The 19,293-nt window shown below is 39.6% G+C and carries 12 protein-coding genes; 7 read left to right on the top strand and 5 right to left on the bottom strand.

Features of this window, described 5'->3' with window-relative positions; genetic code table 11:
• The first annotated feature begins 138 nt into the window (after positions 1-138).
• The 7 genes from DCO56_RS24760 (at position 139) to DCO56_RS24730 (ending at position 12,150) form a co-directional block, all read left to right on the top strand.
• Positions 139-939, top strand: coding sequence for a tyrosine-protein phosphatase (locus tag DCO56_RS24760; protein ID WP_219929444.1), 801 nt, complete (start codon positions 139-141; stop codon positions 937-939).
• A gap of 209 nt (positions 940-1,148) precedes the next feature.
• Positions 1,149-2,741, top strand: coding sequence for a DUF3843 family protein (locus DCO56_RS24755; RefSeq protein WP_181390671.1), 1,593 nt, complete (start codon positions 1,149-1,151; stop codon positions 2,739-2,741).
• A gap of 288 nt (positions 2,742-3,029) precedes the next feature.
• Positions 3,030-3,584, top strand: a complete 555-nt coding sequence (locus DCO56_RS24750) for an RNA polymerase sigma-70 factor (RefSeq protein ID WP_108636361.1) — start codon at positions 3,030-3,032, stop codon at positions 3,582-3,584.
• 56 nt (positions 3,585-3,640) lie between these two features.
• Positions 3,641-4,597: a FecR family protein gene (locus tag DCO56_RS24745; RefSeq protein ID WP_108636360.1), complete on the top strand. Its 957-nt coding sequence runs from the start codon at positions 3,641-3,643 to the stop codon at positions 4,595-4,597.
• A 3-nt stretch (positions 4,598-4,600) separates the two neighbouring features.
• The gene (locus DCO56_RS24740; protein WP_108636359.1) at positions 4,601-7,966 is read left to right on the top strand and encodes a SusC/RagA family TonB-linked outer membrane protein; all 3,366 of its coding nucleotides are present in this window, start codon (positions 4,601-4,603) and stop codon (positions 7,964-7,966) included.
• 13 nt (positions 7,967-7,979) lie between these two features.
• A complete protein-coding gene (locus tag DCO56_RS24735) occupies positions 7,980-9,515 on the top strand; it encodes a SusD/RagB family nutrient-binding outer membrane lipoprotein (RefSeq protein ID WP_108636358.1) in 1,536 nt (511 codons plus the stop codon).
• Positions 9,516-9,678: 163 nt separating this feature from the next.
• Entirely contained in the window at positions 9,679-12,150 is a 2,472-nt protein-coding gene (locus DCO56_RS24730) for a phosphocholine-specific phospholipase C (RefSeq protein WP_108636357.1), read from the top strand.
• A 113-nt stretch (positions 12,151-12,263) separates the two neighbouring features.
• On the opposite strand, the gene DCO56_RS24725 is transcribed toward DCO56_RS24730, so the two are convergent.
• From DCO56_RS24725 to DCO56_RS24705, 5 genes are all read right to left on the bottom strand, one after another.
• Complete coding sequence (locus DCO56_RS24725; RefSeq protein WP_108636356.1) at positions 12,264-13,607, bottom strand: TlpA family protein disulfide reductase; 1,344 nt, start codon at positions 13,605-13,607, stop codon at positions 12,264-12,266.
• 12 nt (positions 13,608-13,619) lie between these two features.
• Entirely contained in the window at positions 13,620-14,837 is a 1,218-nt protein-coding gene (locus DCO56_RS24720) for a thioredoxin family protein (protein WP_108636355.1), read from the bottom strand.
• A gap of 33 nt (positions 14,838-14,870) precedes the next feature.
• Positions 14,871-16,364, bottom strand: coding sequence for a retropepsin-like aspartic protease (locus DCO56_RS24715; RefSeq protein WP_181390670.1), 1,494 nt, complete (start codon positions 16,362-16,364; stop codon positions 14,871-14,873).
• 194 nt (positions 16,365-16,558) lie between these two features.
• Positions 16,559-17,719 (bottom strand): TlpA disulfide reductase family protein, encoded by a 1,161-nt coding sequence (locus tag DCO56_RS24710; protein WP_108636353.1) that lies wholly within the window; start codon positions 17,717-17,719, stop codon positions 16,559-16,561.
• A gap of 37 nt (positions 17,720-17,756) precedes the next feature.
• Positions 17,757-19,280: a PKD-like family lipoprotein gene (locus tag DCO56_RS24705; protein WP_108636352.1), complete on the bottom strand. Its 1,524-nt coding sequence runs from the start codon at positions 19,278-19,280 to the stop codon at positions 17,757-17,759.
• Positions 19,281-19,293: the final 13 nt, after the last annotated feature.

Here is a 19,293-nt window from a genome sequence, read left to right as displayed (position 1 = left end):
TGTTTGATGCAAAGTTTGTAATATTAAGGTTATATTTTTATAATGTTGATATAATGTTACACGATGTTTAGACCGATAGTAGTATTTTTGTGGTTTGTTATTTGCAAATAATAGGATAAAAAACGATTTGTACTTGATATGGGGATATTTTCAAAACTGTTTGGTAACAAAACTCAAGATTCAAAAATAAAGGTTGTTGGTACACTCGCCTTTTTGGAAGTGGATATGCACAACCATATCCTCCCGGGAATAGATGACGGAAGTCAGTCCATTGAACAATCAATTGATTTGTTGAAAGGCCTGGGAAGAATGGGATTTGAAAAATTTATTTGTACACCGCATATTATGGATGGGGTGCATCCGAATTCAATCCAAACAATCGAGGATGCCAAAGATAAGTTGGTGAATGGTATAAAACACCTGCCTACTATTCCGGAGATTTATCCTGCCGCTGAGCATATGATAGATGACGGAATTGCAAGGTTGATCGATACTAACGAGCTTTGTGTAATGCCGGGTGGCTATGTGCTCATTGAAATGTCTTACCTGCAGGAATCCAAAGCGTTATTTCAAACTATTCTGGATATTCAAAAGCTTGGTTATCAGCCAATATTGGCACATCCAGAGCGTTATAATTATTACCATTATAATTTTAATATGTACAAGCAGATCAAAGATGCTGGTTGTATGTTGCAATTAAATCTGCTGTCGGTCAGCAGATATTATGGTGTTGAAGTGAAATCTGCAGCTTTAACGATGATTAAATCGGGCATGTATGATTTCGTAGGGACGGATGTACATCATAGCCGTCATTTGACTGCGCTGGAGGAGATCGTTGCGAAATATCCCGTACGCGACTTATTAAAAACATGTAATATCTTGAATCCGACGCTTCAAGATCATTTGGGAAGCAATGATAATGTTACTGCTGCAGGATAAAGGAAAAAAAATTACGATAAAGAGATGCATAAGGCATCTTTTTTTGTTTCTGCTAAACGCTCATTCATGTCGATGGGACGAATTTATCGGAAGTTCTTTTATTCTTTACAGGTCAGATGGATTTGTCGGAATTATTTTCGTTTTTGTATGTGTTTTGTAATCATGGAAATTTCGAAAATTTGGCTACTTTTGGATTTAGCATTTTTCATATGAGAGGAAACAGAATTTTTATTCAAGATTGGATTGCACATCATACTTACCAGAAAGCAAGCGATATAGATAGTTATTACTTAAAAGTTGCTAATCAGATCAACGATAATTTATCGACATTGTGGTTTGAAGAACCGGAAACGAATGACCTAATTCAGACTGATGCCTTAAAAACATTAAGTATTTACCTGACCTGTTATTTGGAGGATGTTATTGCCAACACAGGGATATTTGCGGCTTTTAGAACCATTCATAAAGAATTGTACAATGAGTTCCTACCCTTCTACAAGGACAACAATCTGTTGGATTACTATCCTGAGGATATCAATAGCGAAGATGTTGCTGTATTAAGTTGGTTATTTTTTAGTGAGCGCAACCCACATCTGTTTATCGATCCTCATGGCCGTTTGATACAGTTGGTAACGGATCTTACCTATGCTATTCTGGAGGAACATTATGAAGTGGCCCCTGAGAATCCAAAGTTAAAATCAGAATATACACTGGATGAAAATGCGGATTATTTTGAGGTTCGTAATTTTATCGAAAAACTTGTCGCAACAAACTATCTGACAGCAGGTGAATATAATACCAATCTTAACCATCTGATGCAGGTTGCAGAATTGGGAAGATATCAGCACGATCAGGCACAGTTGCAGCAAATGATCTATCGTGTCCGTGATAATCACTTCAATAACTATAGACTGCACTTATTTGCTCTTAAATCATCAGAATTTGTTGCGGAAGTGGTTGGTAAGGAACATGCCCTCTATAGTTCCGTCAAGACGCTGGGGGACCGCATCCATAGCTTTTTTGACTATGTAAAAACGGATGAACAGTTTGTCCATGTAAAACATATCAATACAAAAACGGTATTCAAGATTTATAAAGATTCAATTCGGGAATTTGCAGAGCCTTCTACGACATTATCTTTCTATATGGAAATCGTTCCCTGGAAAGAAGCTTGGAATCTGTCCGGAATTATGACGGTGGTCAATCCGGAGGAAGTGAATTTCGATCTGCCGGAACAATATGAAATGACCTACCGCATTGAAGCGATGTCCGGTAAGGACAAGAGCTTGAAAAAAACAGAGAAGCAATTGAAAGATATGGGTAAATTATTCCAGTCTGAGCAAAAGGCCGCTGTCGCTTTTATGGAGGGACGAGAAGTGAAAGAATTTGCAAACAAATTCTTTCAAACATATCAGCAAAAATATCCAAGCAAAGAGGAATCAGCACTTCCAGAATCGAATTTGGATCTGACAGCAGATGCGAAAGTGACGGTTTTCTTCAACCCAAAGACAGGATTAGAGGTATTTGGTGGAATAGAAGAATTCTTTCCATTGGAACATAATCCATTTATTGAAAAGGAAGAGGAGGGAACCCCAGGAGAAGTTCCGTTTGCCCGTTATTTCTTGAATCTTTTGGTCGAAGACTTTTTTCCTGGCGAATTGCCAAAGTACTATGCCAACTTATTCAAAACGGAGGTGGACAAACAATTCTTCTTCCCGTTGGAAGAACCAGTACTGGATTTTTTCCTTCGTTTCTATAAAAGAGGAAGTTACTTTTTGGGCCCATTCCCGCTCATAAAATAAGGTTGTCTATTTAGTGAGAAAACATTTTTTAATCCCATTGGAGACCCCAATGGGATTTTTTAATGAATTTAATCTTGATTGCAAGAATCGACTTCCTGACCTCACAACAATACGTTTATGAAAACTTCTGGGATCTGCAATACAAGAGTTAATTGTATGTAAACTAATTGTAGTTAAAATGTTATGACTACCGAAGGTGAAACTAAGCTTTGAGCTATGGTGCATTTTCATTCAAATATTTTGAAAATTTCTCCCTAAACTTGTAGCATCAATTATAAGTGATGAAGGATGCCTATTGAAAATAACAATATCCCAGATTTTAAAAATTTCTTTTTGTCTTACAAAGATAAGGTCTATAAATATGCCTTATTACACGTGAAAGAAAAGGATACTGCCGCCGATTTGGTTCAGGAGGCATTTTCTCGTATTTGGAATAAATGGAATGAGTTGGACGGAACAAGAAATCCCCAGTCTTACTTGTATACCGTTGCTAAAAATCTCGTATTTGATGAACTTAGGAAGCAAAAAGTGCGGTTTCAATTTAACCTTGCAGGAATTGATGCCACCACCTTGGTGGATAATTCCAACGAAGAATCTATCCGTTTTAAAGACTTAGAACGTGTCTATCGGGAAGCAATTCAAAAACTTCCTAAAGCACGTCTTGAAATATTCTTGCTAAGCAAGGAAGAGTTTTTGGATAACCAGGAGATTGCGGATCGTTTAGGCATATCTGTTAATACCGTCCGTGATCAGCTGGTCAAGGGAAATAAGTTTGTACGCCAATATATCCTGGATAATTTTGAGATTTCAATAGCCCTGTTGATCTTCTTAACTATTTTTTAGTGTAGCATCGTCTTATCGTCTTTTAGATACGTATATGTATTTAAAAGAGGGCAAAAATGATGGATCCGAAGATAGCTACATTATATAAGAAATACCTATTAGGGGAGCTTACCCCGCAGGAAAACGCCATATTTTTAGATTTACTGACTTCTTGCGATAAAGATGATTTACCCGATTTGGAGGAAGTCATTGCATTGGATGATCGTAGCTGTGATTTGGGTAACTCTATCTCGGATGATATTTTTTATTCGATTACGGGTGAGGGATTAAATCCAACAGTTCGGCCTATTTGGAGACGCAAAAGGGGGCTGCTTGTGATCGCAGCAACATTGTTACTCACAGGTTTTGTTTTTCTTTTTTCTCTCGTATTTAAACCGATACAGCGGGAAGCTAAGTTTACTACGATTCAATATTCGAACCCAACAAAATTTGTCAAGCGTATTATTTTGTTGGATGGCACGCATATCTCCTTGCGTCAGGGCGCTAATATTTCGGTACTATCCGATTTCGCTGTTGACAGCTTACGAAAGGTGAAATTGTCCGGAGAGGCATTTTTTGAAGTTGCCAAAAATCCCAATAAGGCATTTGTTGTCGTCAATTCAGGCGATTTTGATGTGCGGGTTTTGGGTACCGCATTCAATTTGAAATGTTCTGCTCAACAGACACATCTCGTTTTAAATCATGGTAAAGTTAAGGTTAGGCATGGTGAACAACATTCTGTTATTCTTCCTGGGCAGCGGGTAGATTATGATGTACGTCATAAGCAATTTAATGTCACTGCTGTTGATACCATAACAGCATCCAATTGGAAAAGTGACTTTCTATCATTCAATCAAGTTCCACTTTTGCAAATTGTGAATGACCTGAACAATCTTTATCCGGATTATAACTTAGAATTGATCGATTCCTTTCAAACAAAAAGTTTTACGGGCTATCTGCCGGCAAGTGATCTAGAAAAATCATTGAAAATTCTCAATACAGCGTTTAATCAAATAATTATCCACAAAAAGTAATTTATGAAAAGAACCAATTACTATTTAAAACTTATGGGAGGAGCATTGCTATTTCAGTCTTTAGCACTTCAAAGCATGGCCGCCCAATTTTCTGCCAGTGAAGGTATAGGAAAGATCCTCGCTCGAATGGAACAGAAATTCAATGTCAAATTTGGTTATGATGCGTCAATATCTAATCAGAAGATTAATGAGCGTGCTGACATTGGCCATCTCAAAAAAGATCAGATCGTCCAGTTTATACAGACGATTTCAGATGGGAATCTTGAGGTAAAAAAAATTGATGATAAGGTCTATGTCGTTTCGAAAAGAAATAGCGAGATTGAAAAAGGAGGTGTTGCTGTGCTTGTTGATGCTCAAAAGGAGGTTCATGGTAAAGTTGTCGACCAGGAAACAGGTCAACCTGTTGTTGGTGTCACTGTACGGGTGAAGGGGACAACTGCAACAGCGACAAGTGATGAAAATGGTAATTTTAAATTGTCAGGGACATCGAGTGGCGCTATCTTACAGATTTCTTATATTGGTTATGAAACAAAGGAAGTCACAGCTGCGCAGGCTGCGTTAATTAAATTGTCGAAATCATCAGAGGCTCTAGAGGAGGTCGTCGTAACCGCATTGGGGATCAAACGGGAGCAAAAATCGCTTGGCTACGCAACCCAAAGCATCAAAGGGGGAGATTTAACGCGTGTAAAAGGAGTGGACGTAGGAACGACATTGACTGGACGTGTATCTGGTGTACGTGTATTAAATAGTACAGAGTTTAATAGTACGCCAGAAATTCAAGTTCGCGGGCTAACACCAATTTTGGTTATTGATGGTGTTGCTTATGAAAATATGACCTTGCGTGATGTGCCTGTTGACAATATTGAGGACATGACTGTCTTAAAAGGAGCGACTGCAACAGCATTGTATGGTAGTATTGGCGCCGGAGGTGCTATCATGATTACCACAAAAAAAGGACTTGGTGAAAAGGGGACAGAAATTACAGTAAATAGTAATAATATGTTTTTCTCCGGCTATTTGGCACTTCCGAAAGTTCAGAACAGTTACTCTTCGGGTGAATCTGGGAAATTCAACAATAATGACTACGTCTGGGGAGATAAATTGGATATTGGTCGGAAAGCTAAACAATGGAATCCATTGACAAAGCAATTGGAAGAAATGGACTTGTTATCGAGAGGGAAAGACAATTTTCAGAATTTCCTCGAACCTGGATTTATTTCCAATAATACGGTAAGTTTTACAAATCAGGGTGAGTTTGGAAGTATAAGAACTTCGATAAATCATATTTATAATAAGGGGCAATATCCTAATCAAAAATTAAATATGACAAACTTGTCTGTTTCTGGACAAACTAAAATAAGCGAGAAGTTTGACCTTGAAACTAGGTTGGCCTACAATAGGAATTCGTCCTCGAATAATTTTGGATCAGGATATGGAGATCAAGGCTATATTTATAATATTCTTGTCTGGACAGGGCCAGAATATGACCTCCAGCAATATAAAGACTATTGGGTAATACCAGATCAGAAACAAAATTGGATGTATAATGGCTGGTATGATAATCCCTACTTGATTGCTTATGAGAAGATTACGCCAAGTTTGAGTAATAAGTTAAATGCGGCAGTTACACTAAACTATAAGGTTGGTGATTGGGGTAAATTGATGTTTAGAACAGGCTATGATTATTTAAGTGAGTCCAAAACACAACAGAACCCGATAGGTATTTATGGTACCCGTGGTGGTTTCAAGGATTTTGGGGGATTTGACAGCAAGGGTAAGTATATGAAGGCCAAATATGATGGTTTTAGTTCCAACAATGATTTGATTTTTACTGGTAAAAAGACATTTGGAGATTTTACCTTGGATGGATTGGCGGGAGCTGCTGTTTTCTACCGTCAGAACAATAGCCTAATTTCCAAAACGATGAATGGGCTGGCAATTCCTGGATATTATTCGTTGAGAAATTCTATTGACCCGGTTAACTCCATTGAATCCCGCGTAAAGGAGATGCGTAACGCACTATACGGAAGATTGTCCATCTCGTGGAGAAATGCCATATTTTTAGAAGCAACTGGCCGTAATGATTGGTCATCGACCTTGTCCAAGGAACATCGCTCTTATTTCTACCCTTCTTTGTCTGGTAGTGTCATTGTTTCGGATCTGTTGGCAAGTAAACCGCAGTGGTTGGATATGTTGAAAGTGCGTGGCTCTTGGGCCGTTACCAAAACTGTGCCAGATCCTTATGAAATTAATCAGGTTTTCCGGGTAAATAATAATGTCTGGGACGGTGCCCCGACAGCGACATATGCGATTACCAATTCTGAATATCAATATGATATTAAGGATTTTTCTATTTCTCCCACACAACGGGATCTTACAGAGATTGGATTTGATTTTGCTGTCATGAAAAATAGATTATATGGTAATTATACGCGTTACTATCGTTTGCTACATAATCAGGCAATTTATAATAATATATCTTCTTTTACAGGTTTCAAATACAGATTGATCAATACACAAGAAGAACGTATGACGAAAGGTCATGAAATTACATTGGGTGGTATTCCAATCAATCGCAATCAGTTCAAGTGGGATGTTAGTTTGAATCTTTCCCAAAATTTGGAGTTTTTCCACTCTTTGGATCCGCGTTACTCAAGTGATGCGTTATATATACAAAAAGGTTTACGGACTGATTATATCACTTCAAAAGATTGGGAACGGGCGCCGGATGGACAATTGATCCTCAATAAATCTGGTATGCCGATTTCTGCAAATTATGCCGCCCAATTGATAGGTTATTCTGCACCCAAGTGGTTCTGGGGATTGACGAATCAATTCAGCTATAAGGACTTTTCATTGTCGTTTAGCTTAGACGGAAGGATTAAAGGGATGTCTTATTCTACTATGAACGCTCGTCTATGGCAGACTGGTGCGCATCCTGATTCTGATAACGAGTATCGATATGAGGAAGTTGTGAATGGAAATAAGACTTTTATAGCACCTGGAGTGAAGGTCGTGTCGGGAACAGTGAAATATGATAATTATGGTCGAATTTCAGAGGATACACGTGTTTTTGAAAAAAATGATAAAGCGGTATCCTATGAATCTTATTGGAAGTCCGCCTATTCGGGTCGTCAAAATTATTGGGATGAGACTTTTGTCAAATTACGTGAACTATCTATAAATTATACGGTGCCAAATACTTTTGCTCAAAAGATCAAAGCTAAAAAGGCTAGTATCGGTGTCACTGGGCAAAACTTGTTTTTATGGACAAAGGAATATAAATTTTCAGATCCAGATCGTGGACAGGAAGATTTAAGTTCTCCATCTATGCGTTACATAGGCTTTAATTTGAACGTGACTTTTTAATTTATCGAATACAATGAAAAAGAGATTCAACAACTATACTTGGGGAATAGCGGTAGTTTTACTATTTGCTACAATGAGCTGTTCCAAATTTGAAGAGATCAATACGGATCCTGAGATGCCTAAGGCCGTTAATTCATCAATGATATCGGAACGGATCATTTTGGGATTGGCAAATCCGCCTTCCCAAAAATCGTTTATGCAGCCTTATATGTTGACAAAACAGGTGGCTTGGACGGAGCTTCCTGAAGGGTATCAATACAATAATCTTGGTGAGGAAGAATCCGCTCTCACGGGTTTGAACGATGCAGAATATATGGTGGACTTTGCAACGACTGATGGGCTGTCAAAATCTTATGCTGGAGTTAAGCATGTGGCGCGTGCAATACGTTTTTTTGAAGGCACAATGAAGTTGGGTGATATCCCCTATAAGGAGGCACTACAAGGCGAATCTGAAAAAATATACTTTCCAAAGTATGATCTGCAAAAGGATGTGTTTTTGGGAATATTGGATGAATTAGAAAAAGCTGATCAATTGTTTCAAGCCGGAGATAAATTTACTGGCGATCCAGTTTATGCTGGTAACACTTTGCAATGGCGAAAATTTGCGAATACATTTGCGTTAAATGTACTCATTCAACTTAGTCGAAAGACTACTGATCCCGATCTGAGGGTGAAAGAACGTTTCAAAAAGATCGTGGATGGTGGTGTGCTTTTCGCGTCAAATGCCGATAATTTTCAATTGATCCGCTCAGATAAAAGTGGTCAGACTTATCCTTTTTACAAAGTGAGCAATAGCTTTGTGATTTATCCTGTAGTGTCTTCAGAAGTAATTGAACCTTTGAAAGCAAGAAAGGATAGACGTCTTTTTTATTATGCTGCACCCGCTGCTTTAAAAATTGCGAACGGAAAGTCACAAAATGAATTCGACGCTTACGTTGGCGTAGATCCTTCATTGCCTTTTGGTGATATTGCTGATATCGTTGTGACGAAAGATTTCTCCAAATTAAATGATCGGTATTTCGAATTGGTAACCGGCGAGCCAACACAACAATATTCGTATCCACAATTCTGTTTTATTATGGCAGAGGCGACAGCACGTGGCTGGATCAATGGTACTGCCGTGGATTGGTATAAAAAGGGGATTGAGGCATCTATGAAATTTGTAGCAGACAATACACCAAATCAAGATCAGTATACACATAAGATGTCTATGGATGCGAGTTATATTGCGGAGGTAATTGCAAAATATGAGCTAGAATTCCCTCAAGATACTGAAAAGCAAATCGCAGAAATTATTTTACAGAAATACTTGGCTAGTTATCTTCAATTGAGTCATATGCCTTATTATGACTACCGTCGTACAGGATATCCTGTTTGGAAAATTAATCCGAATTCGAGTATGAATTCCGAGGCAACCAGCAAAATTCCAGTTAGATGGAAATACAAAGACCGGGAGTATAATTATAACGCTGAAAATGTGAAAGAAGCTGTAAAACGGCAATTTGAAGGCGTAGACGATCCAAATCAACTGATGTGGATCCTAAAATAGGTAATACTTTAATCTGTTAATTTTTTATCGTGAAAACTATCCCCGCGCACCATATCAATCGTGTGCGGGGATTTTTGTTAAAAACGTTACATTAAAAAGCGGTGGCGAATGAATATATTCGTTGATAGACCATTGAATTTATAGGAGATATAATAAATATTTTATGGATAGTAGAAGAGATTTTATCAAGAAGGCTTCATTGCTGGCTGGGGTTTTTGGTTTACAAAGCGCTGTGCCGGATGCGATACAACGCGCTTTGGCTATTGAACCAGTTGCGGGGAGTTCTTTTTTGGATGCTGAACATATTGTTTTGTTAATGCAGGAGAATCGCTCCTTTGACCATAGTTTTGGTACACTGAGAGGGGTTCGGGGATTTAATGATCCAAGAGCTATCGAGTTGCCTAGTGGAAATCCCGTATGGTTGCAGGCTTCAGCTTCAGGAAAGACATATTCACCCTTTCGATTGGATATCAAGAATTCCAATGCCGCCTGGACAGGAAATCTTCCCCATTCGTGGGAAAATCAAATGGCGGCACGTAATCAGGGTAAACATGATAACTGGATTGAAGCAAAGCGTCCCAGTGGAAAGGTGCTGAGTGAGATACCGTTAACCATGGGCTATTATACCCGTGAAGATATCCCCTTCTATTATGCATTAGCCGATGCGTTTACCATCTGCGACCAACATTTTTGTTCTTCGATTACGGGAACGACAACCAATCGTCATTTTTTCTGGACAGGCACTTGTGTGCCCAATAAAGGAGCAAAACCGTTGATTCGTAATTCGGATATTTATTTCAACCGTTGGGCGCATTGGAAAACTTTTCCTGAACGTCTGGAAGCTGCGGGTATTCCTTGGAAGGTATATCAGAATGAAGTCAGTATGGAGAGCGGTCTTCATGGAGAAGAATGGTTAGGAAATTTTACAGACAATAACTTAGAGTGGTTTTCACAATACCATATTGAATTCAAAAAAAGCCACTTGGAATTTATGCGTAAGCGTGTCGTTGAACTACCTACTGAGATCCGGGAGCTTGAAAAAGCATTAGCGAATAATGGAATCGAAAGTGTACAGAAAACCCAAAATAAGCTTAAGCAAAAACAAGAGCAGCTGAGCAGTTATAAGAAACAACTGGAACGACTCACCGAACAGGCATTCCAACAACTTCCTAAAGAGCAAATCGCGTTGCATAAGCGTGCTTTTCAGACCAATGAGGATGACGCGTTCTATCGTGAGACAGCTTCCGTCCTACATGAAGGTGAAGAGATTACTGTTCCAAAAGGGGATGTACTCCATCAATTCCGGAAAGATGTCAAGTCTGGGAAATTGCCAACAGTATCTTGGCTTGTCGCCCCACAATGTTTTTCAGATCATCCAAGCGCGCCGATGTATGGTGCATGGTATGTATCCGAAATCCTGAATATTCTGACTGAAAATCCCGACCTGTGGAAGAAAACAATCTTTATACTAAACTACGATGAGAATGATGGATATTTCGATCATATTCCGCCGTTTGTAGCACCTAATCCGGCGGATGCACGGTCAGGAAAGACTTCAGCAGGCTTGGATTATAGTGGTGAATATGTAAGTCTGGAGCAAGAACTTGCCAGTGGTGAGAAGAAGGAACACGCTACAGAGGGACCGGTTGGTCTGGGCTATCGGGTGCCGTTGATCATTGCATCTCCATGGAGCAAAGGTGGCTGGGTTAATTCGGAGGTGTGCGATATCACTTCTACGATTCAATTTATGGAGTATTTCTTCGACAAGAAGCTTGGTAAGGATGTGACAGAACACAACATCAGTTCGTGGCGTCGTGCCATTACGGGAGATCTGACTTCGGTATTTCGGAAAGCAGAAGGTGGTGTTCCTGTAGAATTGCCGTTCTTGAACCGCAATCAACAGATTTATGCAATTGATCAGGCCAAATCCAAACCGCTACCGAATAACTTCCATGTATGGACTGCTGATGAAATGCAAGCCTTACAAAATACAGGAAAGGCTGCACAATTGGCAAGACAGGAAAAAGGTCAAAAAAATTCCAATGCGCTGGCCTATGAATTATATGCAAGTGAAACTATTGATAAGGACAGCGTAAAACTGACGATGTCCGCTGGGAATAAGCTATTCGGAACGAAATCCTTAAGCAGTCCTTTTAATGTGTATAGCGGACCGAGCTATAGAGATGGTGTCAGCTTTTGGCCTTTTGCGGTAATTGCTGGTGAAGAATTGAGTTTTGATTGGAGTCGAGCTGACTTTAAAGATGGATATTATGATTTAACCGTATATGGGCCCAATGGATTTATGCGTAGCTTTAAAGGGGATAGGGAATCTTTGTATGTGGTCGCAACTTATGAGATCGGGAAAAAAGGTATTCCCACGGGAAACCTGATCTTAGAAGCGAGCAATAAAGGAGACAAAGTGCTTCATGTGCAGGTGAAAGATAATGCCTACAGTTCTTGGAGGAAAGATATTGTATTGGATGCCGGTAAATCGACCAAGTGGGTTGTAGACTCTCAGAAGGTAAGCGGTTGGTATGATGTTACTTTACATATTGTGGGAAGTAAATTTGTCCGCCAATTTGCCGGTCGGGTGGAGACAGGAAGTCACTCGAAGACTGACCCACAATTGGGATAATGATCTTCTAAGCAAAGCTGCGAATAAGGGCCTATTCGCTATATAAAGAGAAAAGATCCCGGTTTTATTTGAACCGAGATCTTTTTCTGTTTACATCGGTTGATATTCGGTTTTTATTTTTTAATCCATTCTTCAAGTAATGTTTTCAATTTTGGGTCACTAGGTCTCGGACTATCTGCGGAGATTAGGTTTCCTGCTTTATCAATCAGAATATAACGAGGTATACCATTTACTTTATACGCGTTTGTTAACTCATTTCCCGGTCCCGCGTGTAATTGAATTCCTTTCATATTTTTCTCTTTAACATAGGTTTCCCATTTTGGTTTGTCCTGGTCGACGGAAACACCAACAAATGCGATCGGTTTTCCTTTAAACTCCTCGTTAAGTTTTTCCCAATGTGGTTCTTCCGCACGACAAGGTCCACACCATGTAGCCCACATATCGACCAATACTACCTTACCTTTAAGATCGGCGAGACTTGTTTTCTTGCCACTCAGATCGGGATAGCTAAATTGGAAAGCTGGCACACCTATTTTTGTTTCTACCAGTTTTAGCTCAACGGCCTTTGCTCGTTCAATCTGTTCGGGTAAGGTGAAATAGTTGCTATAGGTATTATTCATCTCCTGAAAGTCGCTGTACGAGCGAACTGCTTCTAAACGTTGTAAAATATATTGTCCTTTAAGCACATCGGGTCCGATGGTAGAAATTAGTTTATCCATACCGGGCTTACTAGCAAGATCAACTTTTCGATAAACTAGATTGGTTAAGAACCGGTCACCATATGGCAGGTTCAATAATGTAGGTGTCAAATATTTATCGGCATTGAATGTCGTATAATAATCACTCATTTCTTCTTTGCTTGGGTGAGCTGTTCGTGGCATCTGTAAGTAGGATGTCGCGTAGTAGGCAAAATCAAAGTCTACGATTTCCGCGAAGAGCTTGTCAAAGTTTTTATTCCCCGTTTTAGCTGTCTTTTTAATACCGTCCAATTTTCCTTTGAATTCTTCTACCTCAGGGAAAAAGTCTACATAGGTGCTCATGCCACCTGGTGTCAGCCCTTTATCATGAAAAGGCTTGGCCTGTTGATCCCAATTGTATAACACTTGATTTTCTGGACTATTTTTTCCTGTCAATTCGTAGGCTCCTTGGTCTAATTTGAGGTTTAATTCTTCGTTACCTTTGAAATAGAAACGAAATAGTCCTTGTTGGCTTTGTGGATTTCCACTTCCAAGCGAATATAGACCTTCATATTCTGGAGTGAATCGAAATCCGAAGCGGCCTTGTGCGTCTGGTACAGCGGTAGCGATTTCTTTCAATCGGCCATTAAGGACTTTAAAAAGGCCGATACGTTTTATTTTTCCAGGAACAGCTGTTCCGGTGATGTTGCTGGGCTGTTGTGCGACTGTGACGAATGCGGTAACAAGCGCGGTAACTAATAAAAGTGTTTTTCTGATCATCGTATAGTTCGTTTAACTTAGTTTAATTGGAATAATTTTTTTGATGTCTTTTGCGTTAAGTACTGTGTTATCTTTCTTCTCAATTGCTTTTTGAAGTGTGAGAAACTCATTTTGATTGGCTGAGAAATAGGGTGAATTCGAAGTGCTCAATACAATAGCTATGGCTTCAGCTGCTTTATCATAATCTTTTAGGTAATAATGTAAGAGAGCAAGGCGATAGTTGTCAACTATATCTAAAGGCTGTTGTTGTCCTAGGTATTGTACTCGGATAGTTTGTAAAATCGTCGGGTTATTTGATTGGTCTATAATAACTGACCCTAAAGCATTGCTTCTTTCATCCCAGTTCGGATATACGTTATAGTGGTCGATTAGTGCTAAATAACTTCGGGCATCTTTGGAGCCAGTGTAATAGTTTGTAATAAAGGTTGGTAGGAACACATCCCATAGTCTATCCGTAAAGGTTGGGCGAATGTATTTGAACATATTGTGGAGACTATCCAGCTGTTGTTTGTTGCCGAACTCTTTGCTCTTCGCTTTTGCTATGTTTGTAATTTTGTTTCGCAGCAGATTTCCCCCGTACATATGGATCAGTTGTGGAAGGTTGTTGTAAGCCCAATTATTGTACTTGTTAAATCCTGTAACGGAGTTGGCTAAGATAGCGGTTTCTTTAAAAAGGTTTTCTTGTTGATCTAGATAGCTTTCTAATTCAGCGAAATCGTGTTTTTCTCCAGTTTTGATAAACCGTTCGCTATACGCAGCGGGGTAGGGATTGTCTAGTGTCTTGTTAAATGCTAAATACTGTTGCGCTTTATCTCGTTGCTTAGCTTCCTGTAAGAGAGCAATCAACCTATCCACTGAAAAGAAGCCGGATTCTGTCAAAATGGTTTGTCCATCGGGGTTCACGATGACAAAGGTCGGGAAGCCGGGCGCACCATATTTACGCGCCAATTTTTTGCCATCCATTTCCTTCATGACATCAGTTTTGTAAAGAATATAATTTTTATTGAGCTCGTTGATGACATTGGTATTTGGAAATACTTCTTTGTCCATTTGGGCACAAGGGAGGCAGCCAACAAAGTAGAGGTCGATAAGGATCAACTTATTGTCTTTTTTCGCTTGGGCCTGGCATTCGGCATATGTACCCTGATAGGCTTTTTCCTGAGCACTTAATGCCTGGCGATAAAAAATGCCCATGCTAAGGATTGCCAAATAAAGAAAGAGTTTTTTCATTTTGTTGTTTTTAGCGTTTTCGTATTGGTAGTCTTATAGTGTTATTTGGGTATTGTCCTTCAGTATGATTGTGATCTCATTAACTTTTGCTTTTAGGCGAATTTGGTCGATCAATTTGGGGTTTTTCTCGAGTTCATCGACAGAATAGCTGTCTATGCGTTGGATGAGATCGCCATTTTTCAAGGAGCTTCCATCTGAAGGAATACCAACTATCCCAAGGGCTTTTAGTTGACCGGTATTGTCCCAGCCAAATTGATGGTTTCGAATCAGAAAGTCCTGGGGTAGTGCATGTAGTTTATTTGGTGCAAAAAAAACTTCGCTTTCTGCGAGGTTGATGGTCATATTGTATCTACTCAATAGGCGGATGCCAATAGACCCGTCGACGCCGGGCTGCCATTGTTCGTTATCTGCAGTGCCCCCCATCAATGTTACTGGAAGACCGGTCATGGGGGGAAGCTGTGAAATCGCAAACTGGTGACTTTTACCTAGAAATGTAGGTGAGGAAATGCCCATGCTGACTGTCGCGGCCTGGGCTTCGGGTTTGAAACCGCTGATGAGTAATTTGTTTTGGCGGACAAAGGGTCTGAAACAAATGAGGTCATAGGATGCTCCTGTGTCGAAAACAAAACGACCTGCATAACTTTTTCCTTGCGTGATATCGAGCTGTCCGTGGAGAACCATGACTCCCGCAGGCATAGTGATCGGCGCAAGAGTACCTTTTCCGCTGTATTCGAATCCACCGAATTCATAGAGAGACAGGAGATTTTTATCGTAGTCGATATGGGTGATGTATCGTCGAATTAAGGTATTGCCAATGATGCCATCGCCATCGCGGCCCATTTCAGGAAAAATGGCAATACTTTGTTTATCAATGTGGAGGGTATCTAAACCAACTGTGTTGTTTTCAGAAATTTTGATTTTAGCATGCCCGCCTACCACAGAGGCATTTTTTTCTTTTGTTATTTTTAAACCGATACGATCAGCGAGCTGCTGGCTGACGGCCATGCCATCCGCTCCTGTGTCGAAAAGTAGACGTAGTGGTTTGTCATATCCATTTATCTTTACTTGCAGGTAGATTGAACCATTGTGGTTTTCGAAGGGAATGACAGCACGTAGCGCTGCTTTTTCCATCCGTCGCATGCTATAGAGCTGATCGAATAGCGAGAGGTGGACCAATTTGTCCGTTGTATTGAATAATGCTTCGGCATTGATCGATTTGTTCGCTTTATCTAGGATAGCTAATTGCATGATGCGACCTTTTTTTACTTTCCGATCTGCTTTGATGTCAATTTTTGAAATTTGGTAATTTTTGACAATTTGGTCAAGACGGAATTTCGCTCCATCGTCGGTGTGCCCGGCGATAGAAAAGTTGGATGCCAACTCACTGGCTAGAACAGTAGTGTCTTTTTGCTGGAATGCTTGAAAAAGTTTTTGAGCGAAAGTAGCACTGGATTGGGCATAACTACTGAATACCACTAGGGTACATAATCCAGTTAAAATTAATTTTTTAGTTTGTGTATACCACATAAAATTGGTTGTCATTTTTAATAGTTCCTCAAAGAGGGAAAAAGAAGGCGGTCTATTGGTGCCTTGTAGCTAAAGCATAACATATTTGTTTTTTTCATTGTTCTCTTTGGTTATCCTGTAGAAGTATAGTGGTAAAAAGTTTGTCAAGCACCTACGTGTAAGCTGAAAAAAGATGAAAATTGTTATTTGGCCTGTTAATACCCGTAGATTTCTTTCAGGGCGATGTCAATATCGTCTGTAGCGGAAGCAATGACACGTAAGAGAATTTTACCGTTTTTGTCCACTAGAATTTTTGTTGGAAACCCGCTGATTTGATACGCTTTTACAATATCCATCTGCTCTTTATTTTCATTATTGAGCACATTGATCCAGGGTAAGTTGAGCTGTTGAATTGCCTTGTGCCAAGTCTTTTTGGAATCTTCCAAAGTTTTCCCATGTTCTTGGGCAATGCCTACAATTTCAAATCCTTTTTCTTTGTAGCGGCTATAGAGCTCTTGGAGGTGCGGCATACTGGCCCGACAGGGACTACACCAGCTTCCCCAAAAATCCAATAAAACAACTTGTCCACGCATGTTTTCCAACTTAAAATGTGTTCCCGTTGAAGTAGGGCGTTCGAAAAGGGGCGCCGTTTTACCTTTTGCCGTCACTAACTCCTTTTCGATGCGAGCTTGTAGCATTTGTCCAATGCTCGATGATTTGTACGTGTTGGACAATTCATCAAAGGCGCTTTTATAATCTGAGGACGTATAGCTGGATCTCATTCTGTAGAGTAGAAATAAGCTGCTGTACAAATGGGGATGACTTTTTATAAATTGTTTTTGAAGCTGGTTTTCTTTTTTACCAAGCTGGCTGATTTGTTGAAGTATACTTTTCCCTTCTGTCGACTCGGAAGATACTTCGTTGGTTAGGATTGGGGTATAAAGTGTGTTTTTTTGCTTAATAAATGTTGCGGTGGATTGGCGTAAGATCGTGTAGGCATTATTTTCTTCTCCACCGCTAACATCAGCAAATTGGAGCTCTTCATTATCGGCATCTATACGGATATTATCTCCTCCAATGAATAAGTTAAGTGGTGATTGCATCGGGTTAGTAGCGGTCATTTGATCTGCTGTACGTAAAATGGCATCTACTATTTTTGGCTGTTTTGGCACCTTGAATTCAAATTTTCCGGATTGAATTTTTTGGGAAAAAACCTGTTTTTTATTGCTATTGTCGGTGAAGGATAGGGTTATTTTATTGGCGGAATTACCAATACCTGGATGAAGTTGTCCTTTTATGGTTATACTATCCCCCTGTGCAAACAGGGCAATGGGGGATAGTATAAAATATAAAAGAAATAGCTGAAGTTTGTTCATAATTAGTTTCCTTAAATATTGATGTTCTGATTAGGGTTTAACGTTCGCGATAAGTCAAACTTTTGATTCGGCCAAATCCAGTATAGGATTTATCCAACACGAGATTTGCATTTAAACCAGGGACATCATATATGTTTAGGGCGCCTTCTGTACCATCGGCTTTGTTTGGGTCGTAAAGGCCTACCATGAGTTTATTTCCGCTGGTATATTTTGTGGTATTCTTGAATTCATAGAAATTTAGATAGCTGACTTTTTTATTCCCTAGGTCCACCATTAGTTTGGAAGTTTTGTAGGTCATGTCGTATTCATAAATTTTACCACCAGCACTGTAAAATAGGTATCCAAATTCGGGATTAAAGGCAAAGAGTTCTGCTTTATCGATGTCCGTACCAATGATTTCGCTGTAGTAAGTCTGTGCGGTGCTGACAGCGTTGAACCTTGCAAGGTATTTTTTTGAGGCATTGGGTTCTTTTAGGATGGAGAAGATCTCGCCCCCATTGTAGGCCATCCAGCGCATATAGAGCATATCTAGGCCTGTGTTAAAGCTGAATAATTTGAGATCTTCTCCTGGATCGATAAGCGTGGTACAAGTTGAAGCAGTAGATACATGGCGCACAAATCTTCGATTGGTTTTATCATACAATATAATAGGGTTGGAGATGTCCCTATGCCATCCACCTATGAAGGGAGCTACCTCAAAGCCTTTTTCTTCCGAAGTGACGTAGTTAATTGGAGTAGAGTAGAATGTGTTTAATGCGCGCTCGTAAAAGTACGCATTTCCGCCACCTATTAAATAGGATGCTGCAGAGCCTCTTTGCTGGATTACATCCGCATAGAATCCGGAAGGAATTGCGCCAATTATTTCATAATTGAGTCCCATAGTATTCGTCCATTTAAAGGTGTTGGGATCCACTTTTGTTGTGCCGTTATCTGTGCCAAAATATAAACCATAACTGATCTTGTCAGGTCCGAGTAGTAACCCGGTTGCGTATGTATAGGTCATGACAGGTTTGCCTGTTAATGTAAGCTCCGATCCCGTATAAGCTAAAATGTCGTTGTAAACATCGAATGTGTTGGATGCATTTAATACGAGCATATCTACTCTGGCCTTTCCATTGGCTTCGTTCATCATTATCCAACCTTCATTGATTTCGTTGACGACTTTGAGTTTGAATGGACGTGTATATTTTATTCCTGTCTGTTTTTCTGTGACAGAAAAATAAGCTTGATAACTTCCTGCAGTAAGATTTATTTTGATATTCAGATCTTTTTCTTCACTTAATGAGAATATCGCCTGACCTCCGAGGCCGTTGGAACCGATATAAGTCCACTGATACTGATAATTATCTTCAACAAATTTGCTGTCTTGTGTGAATTGTATTTTGGGAGTCAATTGAAGGTCTTTACCGACAAGAGCAGTGACTTCGTTGGGTAGTTCTGCGATCGTATCCAATTCATTTATTTGAGAATAATTATAATTTCCAAGATCTTTTTTACAGCCCCCCAAGATTATACATGCCATCAAGAAGCTAATAATTGAATATGAGATATTTCTTTTCATTTTTTTCGTTTTA

The sequence above is a fragment of the Sphingobacterium athyrii genome (assembly GCF_003071065.1).
Taxonomy (GTDB): domain Bacteria; phylum Bacteroidota; class Bacteroidia; order Sphingobacteriales; family Sphingobacteriaceae; genus Sphingobacterium; species Sphingobacterium athyrii.
The sequence above is the reverse complement of the archived record's forward strand: the minus strand, read 5'-3'. Positions and strand labels throughout refer to the sequence as shown.